This window comes from Aquirufa avitistagni, assembly GCF_042715545.1.
GTDB classification, from domain to species: Bacteria; Bacteroidota; Bacteroidia; order Cytophagales; family Spirosomataceae; genus Aquirufa; species Aquirufa avitistagni.
Genome location: NZ_JBBKXZ010000002.1, coordinates 193,547 through 212,709, shown reverse-complemented (window position 1 = coordinate 212,709; position 19,163 = coordinate 193,547). Strand labels below are relative to the sequence as shown.

Here is a 19,163-nt window from a genome sequence, read left to right as displayed (position 1 = left end):
TAATATGAATTTCATTCAACGAGTTGAACTTATTCAAAAAATCAACGCCTCTGTTTTACAGAAAAATGGATTCGCGATGGGGAAACTGGGCTTTTCGGAGCAATTTCTTTTAGGCTATTTGCCATTCAAGGAGACTAATCCGGGAAATATTCAACTAAAGGCTTATGAGGCCATGCTACGATATCATTGTGAATTTCAGTTTGGGATATTTCCAACTGATACTTCTTTTTTGCATGAATTTGCCCAATTTTATACAAATCATGTTCAACAAATAGATATTCTAGGTCTTTTTCAGGCGGATCAAGAGGAGAAGATTATCATCGAAAGTGGTTTAAATGCACTCTTCATCCCCTATCAATTGACCGAGCCAGATAGGTCTCTTCCCGCAAATGAATCCAATTGTTATTTGCCATTTTTTGAAGGAAAGAAATTGCTGATTATTTCTCCTTACGCAGAATTGTTAAAAAGTAGGGCCAATAGAGATACATTTGAGTCAGTATGGCATAATATAGGTAAAAAGTGGTTTTTTGTGAGCGAAATTAGCTCTTGTGAGATTCCTTATTCTTATAAATATTCAATTCAAACCCATCAGAACTTTAAGAACTCAATCGATCTGTTTAATACTATTTGTACCCGTATTGAGAGTATAGACTTTGATATTGCACTGATTGGTGCTGGAGCGTTAGGTCTACCGATAGCCAGTTATTTGAAAAGTCAGAGTAAGATAGCAATTTCTTTAGGGGGGCATTTACAAGTTTTATTTGGTGTTGGTGGCGGACGGTGGAATAAAGATGAATTTTGGATAAGAAGTTACATTAATCAGCATTGGATTGATATGCCGGAAAATTATCATCCTGAAAATAAATCTATTTTAACAGATAATAGCGCATATTGGTAAATATCCAGGCCTATGTTTCAGACACCAGTAGCCATTTTTATATTCAATCGACCTGAATGCACGCGGCAGCTAGTAGATTCTTTGGCTGTCATTAGGCCTACTAGTCTATTCGTGATTGCTGATGGCCCGCGGAATGAAAATGACTTTGCACTTTGTCAGCAAACACGTGCCATTATTGACGAAATTGATTGGCCATGCAATATTGAGAAACGATATGCAACAGTAAATGTGGGTTGTCGAGAGAGTATTCCAAGTGGTTTGCAATGGGTATTTGATCAAGTGGAGTCTTGTATTATTCTAGAAGATGATTGTATTCCACAACCTAGTTTTTTCCCTTTTTGTGAAGAATTGTTGCATTTATATCAAGATGATGTGCGTATCATGACCATAGGTGGCCACAGAAGCGATGGGCCAAATGAATTTGACACAACGAGTTATTATTTTTCTAAATATCCAAGTGTTTGGGGCTGGGCCACTTGGAAAGAAAAGTGGGCAAAGTTTGACTTGAATATGGAAAGTTGGGACGAGCTAAAAAATTCAGATTGGTTAAGTGAAATCCTAACATCTCCTAAAGCAGTAGCGTATTGGAGTCGAATTTTTGATCAAATGAAAAATGGAATGGATGCATGGGATTATGCACTTACGTTTGCCTGCTGGTTACATCGGGGTCTTTCTATTCGCTCGAAGGTGAATCTGATTTCAAATGTTGGGTTTGGGAAAGATGCTACGCATACCCAACAAGTCGATTTGGGGGGTATTTATGCAAAATCAAGTGATATAAAATTCCCATTGATGCATCCGACAAAAGTATGCATCGATGAATCCGCAGACGATCGGATTGAGTGGGTAAGTTTTAGTGGAATGAATGAGCGAAGGTTAGCCAAAGTTAGCGAACGAATTAATCAATCAAGGTCAGATGAAGGTTCTTGAAGTATTGCATATAGCGACCTATGAGTCATTGGGTGGTGCAGCAAGGGCAACCAAGCGTGTTTATCTAGGGTTGCAAAAAGCGCCAATTATTTGTCACATGTTTACCATGCTAAAATCCTCTGATGATGAAAGCATTCAGGTAGTTCAACCCAAGGACCCTCGTGCACAATTAAAGTATATTCATGCCCTTTTGCAGTCAAATCAAAAACAGAAACTTAATCAGAATGTAGTATTGGAATCCGGTGGAGATGTGAGTGCTGGAATAGTTGATGAAATAAATGAACATCCGGCCCCTATAGTCCATCTGCATTGGATAAATAATTTATTGTCCATTTCTGATATTGGAAAGATAAATAAGCCAATTGTTTGGACTTTACATGATATGTGGCCTTTTAGTGGGAGAGAACATTTGAGCTATGACCCTGATGCATATTTTTACAAAGACTCCACAAAAGTTTCTTCGGAGGATACGCTTAGACTTAAAATAGAAAATTGGGCACATAAAAATTTTAAAATTGTTGCACCTAGTCATTGGCTTGCTAATTGCGCTAAAAGAAGTATTCTATTTAATCAATGTGATGTAAGTGTTATCCCCTGCCCAATCGATCATGTATTATGGTCACCACAAAATACACATTCAAGTCGACTGGAGTTTAATTTTGATCATGCTAAACACCAAATCTTATTTTTAGGGCAAAATTTGATTAACGACACCAACAAAGGCTGGGATTTATTGCAAGCTGCATTAGCCATACTTTCCCAGGGGCGTGATATTGAATTTGAATTGGTTGTTGTGGGGCATTCTGGTGAAATCTTAGTGGATTGTCCTTATAAGATTCATTCTTTGGGAGAGATTTCGGATGATGAGATATTGATTCAATTATATTCTACTGTTGACTTATTAGTCGTCCCTTCTAGATTTGAGGCATTTTCACAAGTAACCCTGGAGGCTCAATCCTGTGGATTACCCGTTATCGGTTTTGACATTGGCGGTATCCCCGATATTTTAATCCATAAAAAAACAGGTTGGATTTCGCCAGCCTATGATCTAATTGACTTTGCCGAAGGGATACATTGGATATTGAGTGTAGATGGCCGTGCTGAGCAGTTGGGCAAAGGTGGTAGGACACATGCCATTGAGAACTTTTCTTCAGAAAGGGTCGCGCAACTATATATGGACCTTTACCAACAAGTTATTTTTGGCGGAAAAAGTGAATTGAAAATTGATTTGGATGATAAGTTATAGGTCGGTTGATTTGGCTTGAATCACTCTTATTTGAAAATAGAAACCATTTAAGTGTATTTAAAATTTTCAAGATTACTCTTGAAAAGAAGTATGTCAGCACATGTATACCATGATTTAAACTTTTCAATAAGTTAATCAACTGGAAAATTATCAACAATCGGATAATGTGAATTAAGAAATTTTGATTGACGGAAAGATTAATTCGATATTCTTTGTTTCGTTGCTGGAGGGGATTTCCATTTATTTCATCGACAAGGTTAGCAGACTGTCTAATTAAATCACCCATTTTCACCAATCTTTCTGCATCAGTTGTAATTAATTTTAATTGATTAGCATCAATTTGACTTGATAGCGATAGCATATCGAAAATATATTTTGTGGTATGGCCTACTTTCCAATTTTGTAAAAGGAATGCATTTGCAACGGTGATGATATATCTATCTTCTACTGAGGGAATGAAGCAAGATGGATATTTTTTTGCTCGGACCTTTCGCTTCCAGAGGTTTTTAGTAAATGTTTGAGAAGCGGATTTAGCTCCTGGAATTGCAGCGAAGTGCACATCTAAATCAAAGATTCTTTCTTTTTTTTGAAAGGTTTCTGCATGTGGTTTGATTGGGCTATTAAAATAAGACCAACTAGACAAGTTTTTGGATTTAGTCCACCGTATATTTTCAAATATCAGCCTACATTTCTCCCAGTCTTCTTCATGAATCAATAAATCTATATCGCGTGAAGTGCGCATAAAGGCAAGTGTGCTTCCGTCTAACATTTCACAAATCCCTTTAAGCGCGATGAATTCAATATTTTCTTGATCTAATGCGGCTGCAATCTTTTGATATTCATTGATAATATATTGATTTTTAGTCCAGGTATATCTAGGAAGGCCTGCTAGGAATTGTGCATTTTTGGGAATAAATTGTTGCCACTCACCATCTTGGCAACATGTCTGAATTTTATTCACGACTGACGGCATGAGTTCTTTACATGAAAACAATAAATCCTCATAGTCCTCGGTATGTTTCCATAACTCTTCCCAATGCTTGATTGCTTCTTCTTTTTCACAAGAGATTAATCTCAATATCGCTAATTCCTCATTACTGGGTTTAAATTTCAATATCCCCAATGGGATATCTTGACTTAATTCAATCGCAAATTCTTTTCCCATAATTTACTGTTGATTTCTTCTGCGATCTAATGCTTCTTTTAATACAGCCACATATTGTTTGGCATCTGGCCTATGTAACCGATCTAAGTTCCCCTCGTGAATTCTTCTAAATGCCAGTATATCGGGAAGTACGATCTCTGTTAATCCCATATGTTTTGCTCTATCGTACCAGTCGATGAATTCAGCCACTTTCCATTTTGATTGAAAATCACCAACTTTGAGAAAATCGCGTTTGGAAATTAAAAGGGTGATTGGACTATAACCTACAAAAGTCTTTGCTTCTTTTTGAAGATCAGTATGGCCATTAATCGAAGAATCATAAAATTCTTTTACCTGGCCGAATACCATATGCACCTTACTCTGTTTTGTGAGGACGTCTAATTGACTTTTTAATTTATTGGCAGCCCACATGTCATCGGCATCTAAAAATGCGATAAATTCTCCTTTAGCATTCCTTATCCCATTATTTCTTGCTTCTGCAGCACCGGAATTTACTTGTTTGATTAATTGGATACGTGGGTCATGGATGCTGTTTATCTTTTCTTCAAAATTATCTGTTGAACCATCATCAATTACAATAACTTCAATTTTCTCGATGCTTTGTGATAGAACACTTGTGATCGCTTCTTGTATAAAAGGGGCATCATTATAGAGCGGAATAATTACACTAATTAGCGGCTTTGTGTTAGACATGGGTTTTCTTTAGAGGAACAAGGCTAGACAAAAATAACCCTTTTTAGGTTTTTTTGAATCATATTTGTGTTTTACAATTAATACTGAATCGTGGATTCGAATTTGGTCACCTTCAAGTCTCTATTTTTTTTTGATAAAAGGCGCGCGTCTTTAAGTATTTTATTGTCAATCACACAATCAATTACCCTCTTACCAATAGGTCTAATTGTTCAATATTTGTTTGATCACGTTCATGATAAAACTGACACGAACATACTTCTCGCTGGCGTCCTATCTTCACTTTTTTTGATTTTGCTAAATACGATGGTTGTGCTTTACAATAAGCATATATCATTAACGTTGATAAAAAATTTCATTTTAGATTTAAGAGAAAAGCTCCTTCATAAGTTAATCTATTTAAATGCTCATTTTTATGTGGCTGAAGACCTTGACAAAATTCATAGTCAAATAGTTCAAGATACGGAGAGGTTAGATAATATGGCTGCGGCTTTACTGACCCAACTTATCCCGGCTATAATTGTAATTATAGGTTTGTCGGGAGTACTTCTGTACATGAATTTCAGCCTTTTTATTTTGCTTTTATTTTTACTACCACTTGTTTATTTAGTAGGTGCTCGACTAAGTAAGAAGTTGAAAGGATCTATACAGGTTTTTCATGAAGACTTTGCCAAATTCTCTGCGGGTGTTACATTTATTTTGAAATTTCATGATTTAATCAAAATTTCAAGTGCTGAGGTGGCGGAATTTTCAAAGCAGAAATTTATACTTCAATCGGTTCAAAAATCAAGCAAAAATGTAGCCTGGAATGCTACTGCCTATAATACAATACAAGGCAATTTAGTTGTTTTTGGAGGCTTTGTGGTGCTATTACTTGGAGGATTCCAAGTTATGAATGGTCAAATATCGCTTGGCACATTAATTTCATTTTATGTCATTTTAAACGTCACGAGCTCATATTTTAAGACCATCATTACATTTGTTCCTGTAGTCGTTGAAGGGCAAAACTCGATTAATTCATTAGATGCGATATTAAGTAATGATTCGATCGAAATCACATCACTAGCTAATTTTAGATTTCAAAATTCCATTTCATTTCAAGAAGTTGGTTTTTCATATGGAGAGGCACAAATTTTGTTGAAAACTAATTTTGAAATACAGAAGCATCAGATTTTTGGAATTTCTGGGGAATCAGGTTCTGGTAAAACAACTTTGATCAAGTTGTTGCTTGGGATATATCCTGTAGGGAGTGGTCAAATTTTGATTGATGGGCAAAATATTGAAATGCTAAATTTAGCGGAATTCAGAAAGCAAGTGGGTTATCTTCCGCAAGAGCCTATGTTTTTTGCAGGAACGATTATTGAAAATTTGACCTTTGGTTTAAATGAATTTAATTCGTCTGAAATTGAATTCCTGTGCTCTAAATGTTTGATTCATGATTTCATCATTTCATTACCCAATGGATACGACACGGAAATTGGCAATACTGGAAATAAATTGTCAGGTGGCCAGAAACAAAGATTGGCTTTAGCCAGAGCTTTAATTAGAAAACCGGAAATTTTGATATTGGATGAGCCTGATAAAAACCTAGATGAAAAATCTATATTATCAATTCTAGCTTATATTAAGCAAATGAAAATCACTACAATTCTTATTAGTCACAACAGTAGTTTATTATCGAAAATTGAAAATCAAGTGAAACTTTAAGAGCTGGAACTATTCTTCCATTAATTGATTTACAAGCTCTGGCCGTGATTTAAGATTTTTAGCTAACGTAGAAAAGCCCGAGAACCTTGCATGATGTGCATTTTCAATCAAATTTGGGTAGAATAGATTTTTTGACTTAGCCATACCAATCAGATCGGCTAACATATTTATGTTGTTCAACTGAATTATTTCCTCGGTTAATCTCCATTGAAAATGTATTGGAGTTTTATTGGAGAAATATTTTTCTATGTATGTTATTTCAGATTGCGTTAATATTTCTTTGGCATCTTGGATGGCATCTGAATTGTCCGTACATATTAAAATTCGTCGATTTAAAATCTTTGGTTTAAGTCTTTTCAGGAATGTTCTATAATCAGTCTGATAGTCTGTATTTCGGATATGAATAGAATCGTAATTGTTGCCCAAATAATTGATTTTGCGATTAATAGCATTTCTTAAGTCCCTCTTTAAAGAAAGCAAACCTAAGGTTTCAATGGATTGCTCGCCACCTCCAGACATGTGATGTACAATTAATTGTGCAGGATGATTTATTAAATCTTCAAATTTGATTTTAAAAGGTTTTTTTCGAATCTGTAGGTAATTAAAGATGAAACTAAATTTTAAAGATATCCTATTGAATGCTACATAATTTAATAACTTGAACAGGGTAAAAATTGAATTGAAATGCCTACAGGTATACATTTTTTTTGATTCAATGGCTGCAAATCGATGATATATCCAGTCTATTTTACCTTCAAATTCATTTGGGAAGCATGATAGTTGGCTTAAGTAATTTAAGTCCTCATTGCTCAAATCAAGTTTAATTCTATTGTTCGGAAATCGTAATTCGAAATAGTTCGAAAATGAGTCTGCAAGACCAGATAACCGCGTATCAATAAGTAGTATTCTGTTACTTTTTTGAGAAAATTTGTAAGCTTCCTGAATTTGGCATAAAACATCATTGAATCCACAACCTCTTGGGATACATAAAATGTATTTTTCTTCCATTGTATGTTTTCTAAAATTCAGTTTTATTCTTGATTGAAAAGATATGAAATTGTAAGGGCATTTGTAAAATTTTATCATTCCTACAATTGATTTTATTTCTCCAGATACGCATTTAAGTCAAATGTTTTATCTTGCAAACAAACCTATTCCCCTATGAACGATTTCTCTCGCCGCAACCTGCTTAAAGCAGCTGCGCTCGTGCCTTTTTCCACGTCGGCCGTGGCTTCTGTTTCCGCAGCGAGTATTGTTAAACCCGAATTATCCCTCAACATGTCCACCATTATGGGGCAAAAACTCGGCTTCATTCGGGAACTCGAAGTATGCGCCCAAGCTGGTTTTCGCTCCTGTGAGATTTGGATGCCTACGTTGGAAGCCTATTTGAAATCGGGAGGGAGCATTTCAGAAGCCCGCAAACGCTTATCCGATCTTGGTCTTCGTATTCAAAATGCCATCGGTTTTGCGCAATGGATCGTTGATGACAATACCGTTCGCACGGCTGGGGTAGAGCAATTGAAACGCGAAATGGATCTATTGGCCCAACTAGGATGTACCCGAACCGCCGCGCCACCCATGGGTGCTACGAAAGAAGCGGGACTTGATCTGCACTGCGCTGCGGAACGCTACCGGGTGATTTTGGAGCTAGGTGTGACGATGGGGGTTACGCCCCAGCTCGAAATGTGGGGACATTCGAAAAATTTGAACCGCGTCGCGGATGTTTTATTTGTGGCCGCGGAAGCCGGCCACCCTTCTGCGCGTTTATTGCTCGACGTATTCCACATCTACAAAGGTGGATCCTCCGTCGATTGCCTCCATACCGTTGGCCACGACGCCGTCGAGGTCTTCCACGTCAATGATTACATTACCTCGTTGGCACCCGATCAAATCACAGATGCGGACCGCATTTACGTCGGCGACGGGGAAGCACCCATTAAGAAAATTTTGGATCTCCTGAAACCCGTAGTCATCTCCCTCGAACTATTTAACAAAGAACTCTACAAGCAAGACGCCCTGCTCGTCGCACGGAACGGCTACCAGAAAATGAAGGCCTTAATCGCTTAATTAAACCTATGCTACATTCGATGAAAAAGTCATTATTTCTATTGCTTGGCCTCGCTTTGACCGGCTACGCACAAACTCCCCAGCCCCTAAAATTATGGTATACCAAACCCGCCGAATACTTCGAAGAAGCACTCGTTCTCGGGAATGGAAAGCAGGGAGCCACGGTTTTTGGCGGAACAAAAACAGATAAAATTTTCCTGAACGACATCACGCTTTGGTCCGGCGAACCCATGAATACCCGCATGAATCCGGAGGCCTATAAACACCTGCCTGCTGTGCGCGAGGCACTAAAAAATGAAAATTACCGCGCCGCTGATTCACTCGTGCGGAAAATTCAAGGAAAATTCTCCGAGTCCTATGCGCCTCTTGGAACCTTGTACCTGGATTTTGACCATGAAAACGCGCGTAATTACTACCGCGATCTCAGCCTAGACCAAGCCACCGCCCACGTTTCCTACGAAACCCAAGGCCATCAAATCAAACGGGAATATTTCGTTTCCCATCCCGATAAGGTTTTTGTCATCCATTTGACAAGCTCGGCAAAAGGTACCTTGGCCTTCCGCATTCGCTTTGATTCTAAATTGAAATACGCGATTCACTCGTCGGTGAATCACTTGCATGCAAATGGCACCGCGCCGGTTCGGGCGGATCCTAATTACATCCGCAAAAAAGACAATCCGATCCAATTTCGCCCAGATCAAGGTACGCGTTTCTCGACCGACGTCTTAATCCAGTCGGCAGATGGCTCCGTCACCCGGACCGATTCCACGCTTTCATTCAGCGGGGGTACCGAGGCAGTCGTGTTGGTTTCCCTGGCCACGAGTTTCAACGGCTTTGACAAGAGCCCATCGAAAGAAGGCTTGAACGATGATTTGATTGCCCAAAAGCAATTAGAGGCTGCAAGTCAGGTTCCTTTGACGCAACTTAAATCGCGTCATAAAGCAGATTATCAAAAATTCTACCAACGTGTTTCCTTGAATTTGGGTGGTCCGCAGGCGACGGATATTCCTACGGACGAGCGCTTGCGTCGGTATGCGACGGGGGCGAAGGATCCTTATTTAGAGACCTTGTACTTTCAGTTTGGGCGGTATTTGTTGATCAGTAGTTCCCGTACGCCGGGGGTACCTGCCAACTTGCAAGGCCTGTGGAATCCACACATCCAACCGCCTTGGAGCAGTAATTATACGATGAACATCAATGCCGAGGAGAATTACTGGTTGGCCGAAAACACCAACCTTCCCGAGATGCATCAGTCGTTTTTGGGCTTTTTGGACAATTTAGAAAAGACAGGTCGCGTGACGGCGCAGACATTTTATAACATGCCGGGCTGGGTGTGTCACCACAATTCGGACATTTGGGCCATGACGAATCCTGTAGGGGATTTTGGGAATGGGGAACCGAGCTGGGCGAATTGGCCGATGGGTGCTGCCTGGGCTTCAACGCACCTGTGGGAACATTATCAGTTCACCCAAGATTTGCCTTTTTTACGCACCAAAGCCTATCCCATCATGAAGGGTGCGGCGGAGTTTTGTTTGGCATTTATGGTTCCAGATGCGAAAGGTCGTTTGATGACATCGCCATCTACCTCACCTGAAAATAAATTTTTAACCTCGGCGGGGTATGTTGGGCAAACCTCCTACGGTGGAACCGCTGACATCGCCATGATTCGTGAATTATTTCTAGACGTACTGGCGGCTGAAAAAGTGCTCAAAAACGATCAATTATTTGCTTCGAAAATTCAGGAGGCCTTGGGACGCTTGTTGCCCTATCAAATTGGCGTTGCTGGAAACTTGCAAGAATGGTACTTTGACTGGAAGGATGAAGATCCGAAACATCGTCACCAAAGTCATTTATACGGGCTTTATCCTGGAAACCATGTGAGTGTTGCGGAGACTCCTTCCATTGCAGCTGCGGCACGGAAGACCTTGGAGATCAAGGGAGACGAGACGACCGGTTGGTCTAAAGGCTGGCGCATTAATCTGTGGGCACGTTTGCAGGATGGTGATCATGCGTATAAGATGTACCGGGAGCTGTTGAAATACGTAGAGCCTGACGGAGTGAAGGTAAATTACCAACGGGGTGGAGGTACCTATCCGAATTTATTCGATGCGCACCCTCCGTTCCAGATTGATGGTAATTTCGGTGGTGCTGCTGCCGTGGCTGAGATGCTCGTACAATCTACCACGGACCAAGTGGTGTTATTGCCAGCTTTGCCTGCTGCCTGGGATTCGGGTTCTGTCTCTGGCTTGAAAACGCGCGGAGGCTATACGCTTTCGATGCAATGGGTGAAGGGGAAAGTTGTCAAGTATACATTGACTCGTCCGGGTGGAGGGAAACCGAAGGTGCGGGTGAATGGGGTTTGGAAGTAGGGGCTTAATGGCTCCCCGCGGGCAATACCGCTGGCGCGGGTACACCTTTGGCAAAGCTTAAAGCTTTGCCAAAGGTAAGGTTTTCGGTGCACTTCACGGGGCGTAAATGTCAGATTATCAAGTACTTGATATTTAATTTGGGAGCAAAAACTCCTGATTCCCATCTACCTTTGGCAAACCTTGGAGGATTGCCAAAGGTAAGGGATTGCGGGGACTTCAAAGCACCGCCGTTTCAATTTACCACCTTACTTATTTCGCATAAATCAACAACCCCAACCCGACCACATACATAGCTAGCATCACCCGCAATAGTACCTGCGTGCCGGAGGGTGCCAACTTGAATTCCTTCCAAATATAGATTCCCCAGACTGCCGCTACCACCGTCGCCCCTTGGCCTAAGCCATAAGACACTGCCGCACCAGCCTTCTCCGAAGCCAAAATACTCATCGCCATTCCCACAAACCAGATTGCACCACCCAATATCCCGATCAAGTGGTCCTGGAATAAGCCACGGAAATAATCACCAAATCCCAAGGCCACCCCCGAAAACGGACGCAGCATTTGAGCGGTGTTGAAAATAAATGAACTCACAAAAACCCCACAAGCGAATAAGACTAAGGCCGTGTAAGGCGTCAATAAGCCTGCTGACGGGTGTGCAAAATCAAGCGCCATCGCCGCCGCCACATAGCGGTAAAACAAACCCATCAAACACCCACTCAACACCGAAAGCACCAAACCCTTCGTAGACATCCCACGCGAACTGCCCGTTTGGCGATACGCCATCGCATTCAATATAATCGCCACCGTAATTAAGGCCACTCCCATAAAGATCAACCAACCATTCCCCACCGGCGTATCTAAATAATTCACCAAAACGCCCAAGACCAGTGCGATACCTATGCCCACCGGGAAGGCCACCGACATCCCCGCGATTCCGATGGCGGCCACCAATAAGATATTAGCTGCATTAAAAACCACCCCTCCTACAAACGCAGAGCGCAAAGCTTCCGAACTCGCTTGGCCTAAATCCGCCAAAAATCCACGACCTTCAACCCCAGAACTTCCTAATGTAAAAGCCAATAATATAGAAGCTAGCAAAATACCAACCACGTAATCCCAATAAAACAATTCAAAGCGCCATCCCGCGCTCGTCATTTTTTGCGTGTTTGCCCAGGATCCCCAGCAAATCATCGTCACCAGGCACATCCACACCGCCGTCGAATACGTCTCGATTATAAACATAGCTAATCAGTTAAACGGTAAAATTTGTCATTCGTCTTCAATAAGGGCTGATCGCGGTAAATAATCGCATCCATCAACTTACAGGTGTAATTTGGATTTGGATTCTTCAACAACAAACGCACTTCATGCGGGCCCATCGGCAAATCGTAATTCCATGTCAATTCATGTCGGCGCGTGGTGAAATTAACCGGTAATTTGACCTGCTCAAAAACCTTCCCATCCACATATACATCCACCTCAAATGCATGCGGATCCGTAGACGCCCATTTCGCCATGTCCGCCCGCACCACAAATCCCTTACCCTCAAACGAGAATCGATATTCACTCGTCAAATCCTTATTAATGCCAATTTTCTCCGTAGGATACACCCCCGCAAAACTCTCCTCGAAGGCCACTGCTTTTGGCGCAGCTGACGGGATCACCACCACATCCGCCGTCACCTGACCGCCATGCGCGAGAATATTCTTCAAGGCATGTTGGTACCCAATCTCATACACATCATTCAAGGACGTGGACGTATATTTAAAATCTATGTCTTCCGCTTCCTTCAAACCCAATTTCCAATAAGCCGGGATGCGGTCATAGCCAAGCATCGTTCCTAAAATCCCCGCCGCCGATGATGGATTGCAATCCGCATCTTGTCCACAGCGCGTCGCAATTTCCACCGTCTTGCCAAAATCCCCCTGACCATACAATAATCCTATCACCACATAAGCTGAATTCACCGTCGCATCGATATTGAACGGCGCAAAAACGCCATCCGGACACCCGATATCATCCGCCCATTTGTTCTGAACCTGCAACCACGTTTGACGCCAGTCGGTGGGATATTGTTTATGCCAACGGATCACATCGGAGATGCATTGGTAGTATTTACTTTGTTTGGGAATCGTCTTTAGCGCTTCGGAAACGATGTAATTGATGTCGTTTGATACGAATGCCAAGGTATATGCCGCACCCAAATAAACCCCGCCATAATAGCCATCTCCATAATTCATGATGTGTCCGATTTGCTCGGAAATTTCGGAAGCGGCATTTGGCATGCCGGGTGACATCAGCCCTGCAAAGTCACATTCAATTTGGTAATCGATGCAATCTGCATGCGGATTATTTTTCCAATGCCCGGAAGCCGGCGGCATCATACCATTCAAAATATTGTAACGTCCTGCCTGATTTGCGTGCCAAAGCGCATAACCCGCCTGCGCGTACGCCTTCGCATGGGATGCCAAAGGAGCTTTCAAACCCTCCCGCTCAAACACCTCCACAAACGTCAAATCCATGTATAAATCATCGTAGAGCCCCGGATTTTCCAGCATCATTTTCTTTAAATACCCATCAAACCAAGGAATCGGTTGGTAACGATTAATCATCGTTCCGTTATACCGGAATTCCATGGGGCCACCGAAGGTCACGCCGATGGTTTGGCCGGCCCAACCGCCTTTGATTTTATTCTTTAATTCGGTTTTGCTGATGGTTTTCGTTTGAGCATGTAGGCCAAAAGCGACTAAAGCCGCACATAGAAAGAAGAGTTTTTTCATAGGTTTTGGTATAGATATTTTTGCATGATCCGCTCAATAAATGCCGCGTGATCTATTTGAATGCCAATGCGGGCATTCGGTTTTTCATTCGGAATAAGTCGCGTATAGCCTTGATCGTCTACGCGGATGTGCACATCTTCTGTTTTAAATAAGTCGGGATACGCCTCCATCCCGATCGCCACCGGGTCAAACAGCGTAGGAGTCTCCTGCCCCCAAAGCACATATAATCCACTTAATGCATTGGTCAAAGGCGATTGTCGCTGAAGTAATTTCGCACGCTTGTTGGTATCCAACTTCACCATCGCCGTCACATCTAATCCAGCATAAATAATATTCGCTCCCGAGTTTACGAATTTTTTCGCCGACGGAATGTCCACGACCACGTTCCATTCGGCATGAACTTTATCTGTCGCATCGTAGCCCAAACGGAACGAGCCAAACATCGCATAAATGGCCTTCGCCTTGTTCAAGATGTTCGGCTGCAAATCCATCACATCGGACATGTTTGTGACCGGCCCAACCGAAAAAACAACGACCTCGCCCGGGTAGCGGTTGAGTTGGTTTTTAATGAATTCAGCGGCATTCGATTTTATCGGTGTAGCAGGATTGAATCCTTTCGACCAGTAAAATTGCTCGGCAAACCAGTTGGCCCGTTTATTCTGTCCCGATGTATTTCTGCCGGCATAAATGGGAATGTTTTGGTGGGTTTCTTTCAGAAATTTGGCCGCTAAGTTCGCTCGATCTTCTGTTCTTCCGTAACAAGTGGTGATGCCTAAAATCTCATAGCGGTCTTGCATAGTGAGCAATAATCCGAGCGCATAGGCATCGTCGATGTCATCGCCCAAATCACAATCAAAAATGATTTTTTGCTTGGGGGTATCGCTTGGTTTTTGGCCAAAAACGGGCAGACTTAAGAATATCAAACAAATTATTTTTTTCATAGGTCGCTGAGCTTGGGCATGGAGGCTTGTGCGCCGGCGTGCATGACGGAATAGGTGGCGGCGCGGCAACTGAAAGTAATGGCGTCCAACCAGGTTTTTTGTTTGCTTAATGCCACCGCCAACGCCCCATTAAAACAGTCCCCAGCCGCTGTGGTATCCACGGCTTTCACGGCTTGGGTGGGCACGAAAAGTTCATCGTGTGCAGATTGATAGTAAGCGCCTTGGGCTCCCAAGGTAATGAAGACATGTGGCACGCCTTTTTCGATTAATTTCTTTGCAGCTTTTTTTGCGTCGTCCAAATGCGTTACCGTAATTCCTGTAAGTAATTCGATTTCCGTTTCGTTCGGGGTGATGGCGAAAAGATGCGGGTAGATGTGGTCTGGAATTTGGGCGGCAGGCGCTGGGTTGAGGATGACTTTCATGCCTGCATTGGCTGCTTTTTCAACGGCATACCAAACGCTAGCCAACGGAATTTCCAGTTGAATCAGTAATATGTTTTCTTTTTCAAATAGGATGGAGGCATTGTCGATGTCGGCCTTGCTCAAACTTCCATTTGCCCCTGAAGCCACCGTGATGCAATTTTCGCCATGGGCGTCTACGTTGATGAGTGCCACGCCCGACGGATTTTCGAAGTCCGTTTGTACAAATTCACAATGAATCCCCGTTTCGATGAATTGCTTCCGCGCCATTTCACCAAAAACGTCATTTCCCACCTTACATACAAAATGGGTTTCGCCACCGAGTTTGGCGGCGGCCACGGCCTGGTTGGCCCCTTTACCTCCGGGATTTAATAGAAATTGTCCGCCGAGTATCGTTTCTCCGGGTTTCGGAAGTCGGTCGGACACGATGACCATGTCGGTATTTGAGCTACCGATCACAATGATTTTTGACATAGGTTTAGTGGGCGTATACCCATTACCTTGTCAATTTATACTTTTTCTACGAATTAGTCAATATTGGAATTCTAAGCGCGGACTTAATGCTCAGGGGACAATTCCGCTGGCGCGTACATACCGCTGGCGCGGGTACACCTTTGGCAAAGCTTTAAGCTTTGCCAAAGGTAAGGTTTTCGCGGGACATCAGCCGGCAATAACCAGCAGATTATCAATTTGTTGGGTCTAAAATGTCAACTTCCCCCCCTACCTTTGGCAAACCTTGGAGGATTGCCAAAGGTAAGTAGGGGGCCAAAAATAAGGGGAGCCCAAAGATAAGGCTCCCCAAAAAATCAGTGACTCAGCCTAGTCGCTAAGCGATTTTCGCAATCCAGCCTTCGAACAATTCCGCCTCAAAAGCACAAGCTGCCGCAGCATGTTTTTCCCAATCAGGCGAGAACTCCCTCAATTGCACAATCATTTCTTCTAAATGCCCTTCCTCCTCCACGATGATGGATTTGACTTGCACCTTGGATCCAATCTCTGTTAAGATTTTTTGATAGATCGGGTAGAGCATATCCGCTCGAACCTCGATGGCATACGTGACCAATAAATAGGCGGCCCATTTGACATCAGCGCCGGATAGGCCGAGTACCTTTTTGGCATATTGACAGACACGCACGTCCAACATATCTAAGTAATGCCGCGAATTTTGTGGACTCAATAACCAGTTATCTGCATAGGTTTCAAAGCCCGTTGGCCATAGCTTGCTTATTTGCTTCTTCAAATAATAGGCATGTCGGTGCTCCTCTGCCGCATGTTTCAACACGATTAAACTGACCTCCGTTTTTGGCTCAAATTTGGAAATTTTCTTCGCCCCCACATTTTCCATGTAGGAAAGCGTGTTCAAAAATTTGGCATGCGTAAAGGCATCGGACGTGATTTTAGCAAACTTTTCGGCGATCATGGGCTTAATTTTAGTCACGAATATACCGAGCGATGGAGGGACATGTCAACAAACCTCCTAAATTTGAAATAGAAACCTTATTTAATCCTATAATGGCTATCGAATACCGCATCAATCCTAGTCTCAGCTTGACTGATTTTATCAACATCTTGGATAAATCAACCCTTGGCGAACGGAGACCTCTACATGATTTAGAAGCCATGCAATTAATGTTGGACCATGCTAATGCCTACATCGGCGCCTATGACTGCGAAAGGCTCGTGGGCCTCGCCCGCGCTATGACCGATTTTTCCTACACAACCTACCTCGCTGATTTAGCCGTAGACGAAGCCTACCAGCACCAAGGCATCGGAAAAGCCTTAATTGACGCAATGAAAGCGCATACTCCCAACGCAAAAATTATCCTAGTTGCTGCTCCGAAAGCCATGGATTATTATCCCAAGATCGGGATGGTGGAAAGGAGGGGGTGTTATACAAGTCTTTAGTCCACAGGCCTAGAGACTTGTAGTCCGAAGTCATTAGTCCGAAGGAAATAGTATAGTAGAGACGCAATACCTCGCGTCTTAATTAGGTGACTTTGTATACGATTTGTTTGGAATTTTTAATTTGAACTAGTCCCACCGGACTCCTTACCTTCGGTCTGAAGATGCGAAGTATCGCGTCTCTACTCCGGACTCTTTCCTCGGTCTGAAGACGCGAGGTATCACGCGTCTCTACTTCGGACTCTTTCCCTTCGGACTTCGGACTAATTAATTTACCGCCAATCGTTTCGTGACCTTACTCCCATCCAATCCCGTAAACTGAACAAAATAATTACCCCGCGCCCACGAAGAGACCGGGAATTGCGCTGATTTAACGCCCTCAATGACCTGTGAATAAATCTTTAATCCCGACATGCTATACACGTCCAGCACCCCATCCACAAAATTCGACCACTGCAAGGTCACCTGATCTTTCGCTGGATTGGGGAATAGTCCATACTCAATAAACTGCCCATCCTTATAGACAATCGGGAAACCCGAAAATCCAAAAGCCCGCATCCCCATTTTATTTTTCAAAAATGGCCCCGCAAACGGGAATATCTTCGTCTTCGCATCAAAGTCCCGGTGATAATCTGGTAAATACGAAATCACATTTCGATCATACTGCACATTAAATGTCAAAATCACCTTGCGCCCCTCTACCTCAATTTTGGTGATAAATGGCCCCATCGATTTGGCATTCAACTCATCATAAAAGAAATTTTGTGCCAATGTCCGCTTCTGCAACACTCCCGCCTCATCCAACACCGCGGTATCCAAGGTCGCCACCATCTCCTGGCCCTCCTCAAATTCCAAATAAACTTTGTTGCGCTCCGACTTCGAATTAAAATATGCCCGCTGAATATTTGGGCTATACACTTGAGGAGATAATGGCCGGCCATACAACTCCTTCAACATAATGCGCGCAAGCTCCTGCCCCGATGAACGATATCCGGGATTCGTATAATGTATACGGTCAAAACCCAATGTACCCACGGTCGCATATCCCTTCACTAAAGGATCCTGTGCATGCAATCTGCGCTGGTCCTCCCGAATCACCGCCGCCCGATCATACCTAAACTCATAAATATTCAATTGGGGTAGAAATATCCGTTCCACCGAAGGGAAATATTTCTTCCACTTATCCTTTATCGCCAAAAATTTAGTCGTCCATAAATTAGGCGTCCCCGCCTCATACGCTACCTCGCCTTCTCCCTGCCTAAATATAATTCCACGCACTTTAGATATCGTACCGGACTTCAACGCTTTGTAATACATAATGTCGCCACCCGTAATCGGAGGCGTTGTATTTCCACTCAAAATCAAATGAAAGTCGATGTACGATCCCCCCGCTGCCGAATTAATAAATGCCATCGGAATCTTCTCCGACTCAAATAATTGCTTCGCAATCTCAGCCGCCCACGGACCAATCCGCGCCTTGCCCACCGGCAACGACCAAAGTGTATCCGCCAAAACATATGGCCCATAATTATCATTGGCCTGAACCAACCCAAACGATCGCACCCACGTTCCCTGATATACCAAATCATCAATCGGCCCAATCCAAGCATTCGACTGCCCCGTCACATAATATACATCTCCCGCAACCACCGATTTTCTACGAACCACCAAACTCGAATCAACCCCCTTAAACGCATAAACTTCCACATCGTATTCGGCCAACTCCGCCCGAATGGAAAATGATGAAGAAAATTTTGAAGCTGAAAGCGCAGGTTTGGCATAAGCAAACAAAGCACCATTTCGTAAGACTCTTACACTCACGCCTGTCACCGCCGGATTCGTCACCGCACCCGATACGGGTACCGCCGCCAAGTTTGTTAACTCGCGTGGAACCAACTGGAAATCTTGTGGGAGTTTATTAAACGTAATGTCGCCAATCTTCTGCGCTTGAACAGCAAAGAAGCTGCCCAACAAAACCATAAATACTACACTTAATTTCAGACGCATGCGCAGGGAAAATCAATTTTTTAAAGGCTCAATTTACAATAT

General features: G+C 42.8%; 16 protein-coding genes. 7 read left to right on the top strand and 9 right to left on the bottom strand.

Annotation, left to right across the window (positions count from 1 at the left end):
* Positions 1-4 precede the first annotated feature (4 nt).
* The 3 genes from U0R10_RS06735 to U0R10_RS06725 are packed head-to-tail and all read left to right on the top strand — an operon-like array spanning position 5 to position 3,074.
* Positions 5-898 (top strand): hypothetical protein, encoded by an 894-nt coding sequence (locus U0R10_RS06735; RefSeq protein ID WP_377983194.1) that lies wholly within the window; start codon positions 5-7, stop codon positions 896-898.
* 12 nt (positions 899-910) lie between these two features.
* The gene (locus tag U0R10_RS06730) at positions 911-1,828 is read left to right on the top strand and encodes a glycosyltransferase family protein (protein ID WP_377983193.1); all 918 of its coding nucleotides are present in this window, start codon (positions 911-913) and stop codon (positions 1,826-1,828) included.
* A complete protein-coding gene (locus tag U0R10_RS06725) occupies positions 1,815-3,074 on the top strand; it encodes a glycosyltransferase (protein ID WP_377983192.1) in 1,260 nt (419 codons plus the stop codon). The genes U0R10_RS06730 and U0R10_RS06725 overlap by 14 nt, the downstream gene beginning before the upstream one ends.
* Here U0R10_RS06725 and U0R10_RS06720 read toward each other — a convergent pair.
* Complete coding sequence (locus U0R10_RS06720) at positions 3,022-4,239, bottom strand: nucleotidyltransferase family protein (RefSeq protein ID WP_377983191.1); 1,218 nt, start codon at positions 4,237-4,239, stop codon at positions 3,022-3,024. The genes U0R10_RS06725 and U0R10_RS06720 overlap by 53 nt on opposite strands.
* Before the next feature lie 3 nt (positions 4,240-4,242).
* Positions 4,243-4,932 carry a glycosyltransferase family 2 protein gene (locus U0R10_RS06715; protein WP_377983190.1) on the bottom strand — a complete coding sequence of 230 codons (690 nt, stop codon included), beginning with the start codon at positions 4,930-4,932 and terminating at the stop codon, positions 4,243-4,245.
* A gap of 90 nt (positions 4,933-5,022) precedes the next feature.
* On the opposite strand from U0R10_RS06715, the gene U0R10_RS06710 reads away from it, so the two are divergent.
* Positions 5,023-6,636: an ABC transporter ATP-binding protein gene (locus U0R10_RS06710; RefSeq protein WP_377983189.1), complete on the top strand. Its 1,614-nt coding sequence runs from the start codon at positions 5,023-5,025 to the stop codon at positions 6,634-6,636.
* 9 nt (positions 6,637-6,645) lie between these two features.
* Here the strand turns inward: U0R10_RS06710 and U0R10_RS06705 are convergent, their stop codons facing one another.
* Complete coding sequence (locus U0R10_RS06705) at positions 6,646-7,644, bottom strand: hypothetical protein (RefSeq protein ID WP_377983188.1); 999 nt, start codon at positions 7,642-7,644, stop codon at positions 6,646-6,648.
* A gap of 153 nt (positions 7,645-7,797) precedes the next feature.
* Here U0R10_RS06705 and U0R10_RS06700 point away from each other — a divergent pair, with 153 nt between their 5' ends.
* Both U0R10_RS06700 and U0R10_RS06695 read left to right on the top strand, forming a co-directional pair.
* Complete coding sequence (locus U0R10_RS06700; protein WP_377983187.1) at positions 7,798-8,703, top strand: sugar phosphate isomerase/epimerase family protein; 906 nt, start codon at positions 7,798-7,800, stop codon at positions 8,701-8,703.
* Between the two features lie 20 nt (positions 8,704-8,723).
* Positions 8,724-11,072: a glycoside hydrolase family 95 protein gene (locus tag U0R10_RS06695; RefSeq protein WP_377983186.1), complete on the top strand. Its 2,349-nt coding sequence runs from the start codon at positions 8,724-8,726 to the stop codon at positions 11,070-11,072.
* A 249-nt stretch (positions 11,073-11,321) separates the two neighbouring features.
* Here the strand turns inward: U0R10_RS06695 and U0R10_RS06690 are convergent, their stop codons facing one another.
* From U0R10_RS06690 to U0R10_RS06670, 5 genes are all read right to left on the bottom strand, one after another.
* Entirely contained in the window at positions 11,322-12,314 is a 993-nt protein-coding gene (locus U0R10_RS06690) for a multidrug DMT transporter permease (RefSeq protein ID WP_377983185.1), read from the bottom strand.
* A 2-nt stretch (positions 12,315-12,316) separates the two neighbouring features.
* Positions 12,317-13,852: an ADP-ribosylglycohydrolase family protein gene (locus U0R10_RS06685; protein ID WP_377983184.1), complete on the bottom strand. Its 1,536-nt coding sequence runs from the start codon at positions 13,850-13,852 to the stop codon at positions 12,317-12,319.
* Positions 13,849-14,793, bottom strand: coding sequence for a nucleoside hydrolase (locus U0R10_RS06680; RefSeq protein WP_377983183.1), 945 nt, complete (start codon positions 14,791-14,793; stop codon positions 13,849-13,851). Before U0R10_RS06680 ends, U0R10_RS06685 begins: the two co-directional genes overlap by 4 nt.
* A complete protein-coding gene (gene rbsK, locus U0R10_RS06675; protein WP_377983182.1) occupies positions 14,790-15,686 on the bottom strand; it encodes a ribokinase in 897 nt (298 codons plus the stop codon). Before rbsK ends, U0R10_RS06680 begins: the two co-directional genes overlap by 4 nt.
* 352 nt (positions 15,687-16,038) lie before the next feature.
* The gene (locus tag U0R10_RS06670; RefSeq protein ID WP_377983181.1) at positions 16,039-16,632 is read right to left on the bottom strand and encodes a hypothetical protein; all 594 of its coding nucleotides are present in this window, start codon (positions 16,630-16,632) and stop codon (positions 16,039-16,041) included.
* Positions 16,633-16,664: 32 nt separating this feature from the next.
* Here U0R10_RS06670 and U0R10_RS06665 point away from each other — a divergent pair, with 32 nt between their 5' ends.
* Entirely contained in the window at positions 16,665-17,117 is a 453-nt protein-coding gene (locus U0R10_RS06665) for a GNAT family N-acetyltransferase (RefSeq protein ID WP_377983180.1), read from the top strand.
* 264 nt (positions 17,118-17,381) lie between these two features.
* Here U0R10_RS06665 and U0R10_RS06660 read toward each other — a convergent pair whose 3' ends face one another.
* Positions 17,382-19,121 carry a T9SS type A sorting domain-containing protein gene (locus U0R10_RS06660; RefSeq protein WP_377983179.1) on the bottom strand — a complete coding sequence of 580 codons (1,740 nt, stop codon included), beginning with the start codon at positions 19,119-19,121 and terminating at the stop codon, positions 17,382-17,384.
* Between the last annotated feature and the right edge of the window lie 42 nt (positions 19,122-19,163).

Coding starts and splice junctions, on each gene's coding strand:
- U0R10_RS06660 (WP_377983179.1), bottom strand. CDS start 19,121: ATGCGTCTGAAATTAAGTGTAGTATTTATGGTTTTGTTGGGCAGCTTC.
- U0R10_RS06735 (WP_377983194.1), top strand. CDS start 5: ATGAATTTCATTCAACGAGTTGAACTTATTCAAAAAATCAACGCCTCT.
- U0R10_RS06685 (WP_377983184.1), bottom strand. CDS start 13,852: ATGAAAAAACTCTTCTTTCTATGTGCGGCTTTAGTCGCTTTTGGCCTA.
- U0R10_RS06725 (WP_377983192.1), top strand. CDS start 1,815: ATGAAGGTTCTTGAAGTATTGCATATAGCGACCTATGAGTCATTGGGT.
- U0R10_RS06695 (WP_377983186.1), top strand. CDS start 8,724: ATGAAAAAGTCATTATTTCTATTGCTTGGCCTCGCTTTGACCGGCTAC.
- U0R10_RS06670 (WP_377983181.1), bottom strand. CDS start 16,632: ATGATCGCCGAAAAGTTTGCTAAAATCACGTCCGATGCCTTTACGCAT.
- rbsK (WP_377983182.1), bottom strand. CDS start 15,686: ATGTCAAAAATCATTGTGATCGGTAGCTCAAATACCGACATGGTCATC.
- U0R10_RS06680 (WP_377983183.1), bottom strand. CDS start 14,793: ATGAAAAAAATAATTTGTTTGATATTCTTAAGTCTGCCCGTTTTTGGC.
- U0R10_RS06690 (WP_377983185.1), bottom strand. CDS start 12,314: ATGTTTATAATCGAGACGTATTCGACGGCGGTGTGGATGTGCCTGGTG.
- U0R10_RS06700 (WP_377983187.1), top strand. CDS start 7,798: ATGAACGATTTCTCTCGCCGCAACCTGCTTAAAGCAGCTGCGCTCGTG.
- U0R10_RS06705 (WP_377983188.1), bottom strand. CDS start 7,644: ATGGAAGAAAAATACATTTTATGTATCCCAAGAGGTTGTGGATTCAAT.
- U0R10_RS06730 (WP_377983193.1), top strand. CDS start 911: ATGTTTCAGACACCAGTAGCCATTTTTATATTCAATCGACCTGAATGC.
- U0R10_RS06715 (WP_377983190.1), bottom strand. CDS start 4,932: ATGTCTAACACAAAGCCGCTAATTAGTGTAATTATTCCGCTCTATAAT.
- U0R10_RS06665 (WP_377983180.1), top strand. CDS start 16,665: ATGGAGGGACATGTCAACAAACCTCCTAAATTTGAAATAGAAACCTTA.
- U0R10_RS06720 (WP_377983191.1), bottom strand. CDS start 4,239: ATGGGAAAAGAATTTGCGATTGAATTAAGTCAAGATATCCCATTGGGG.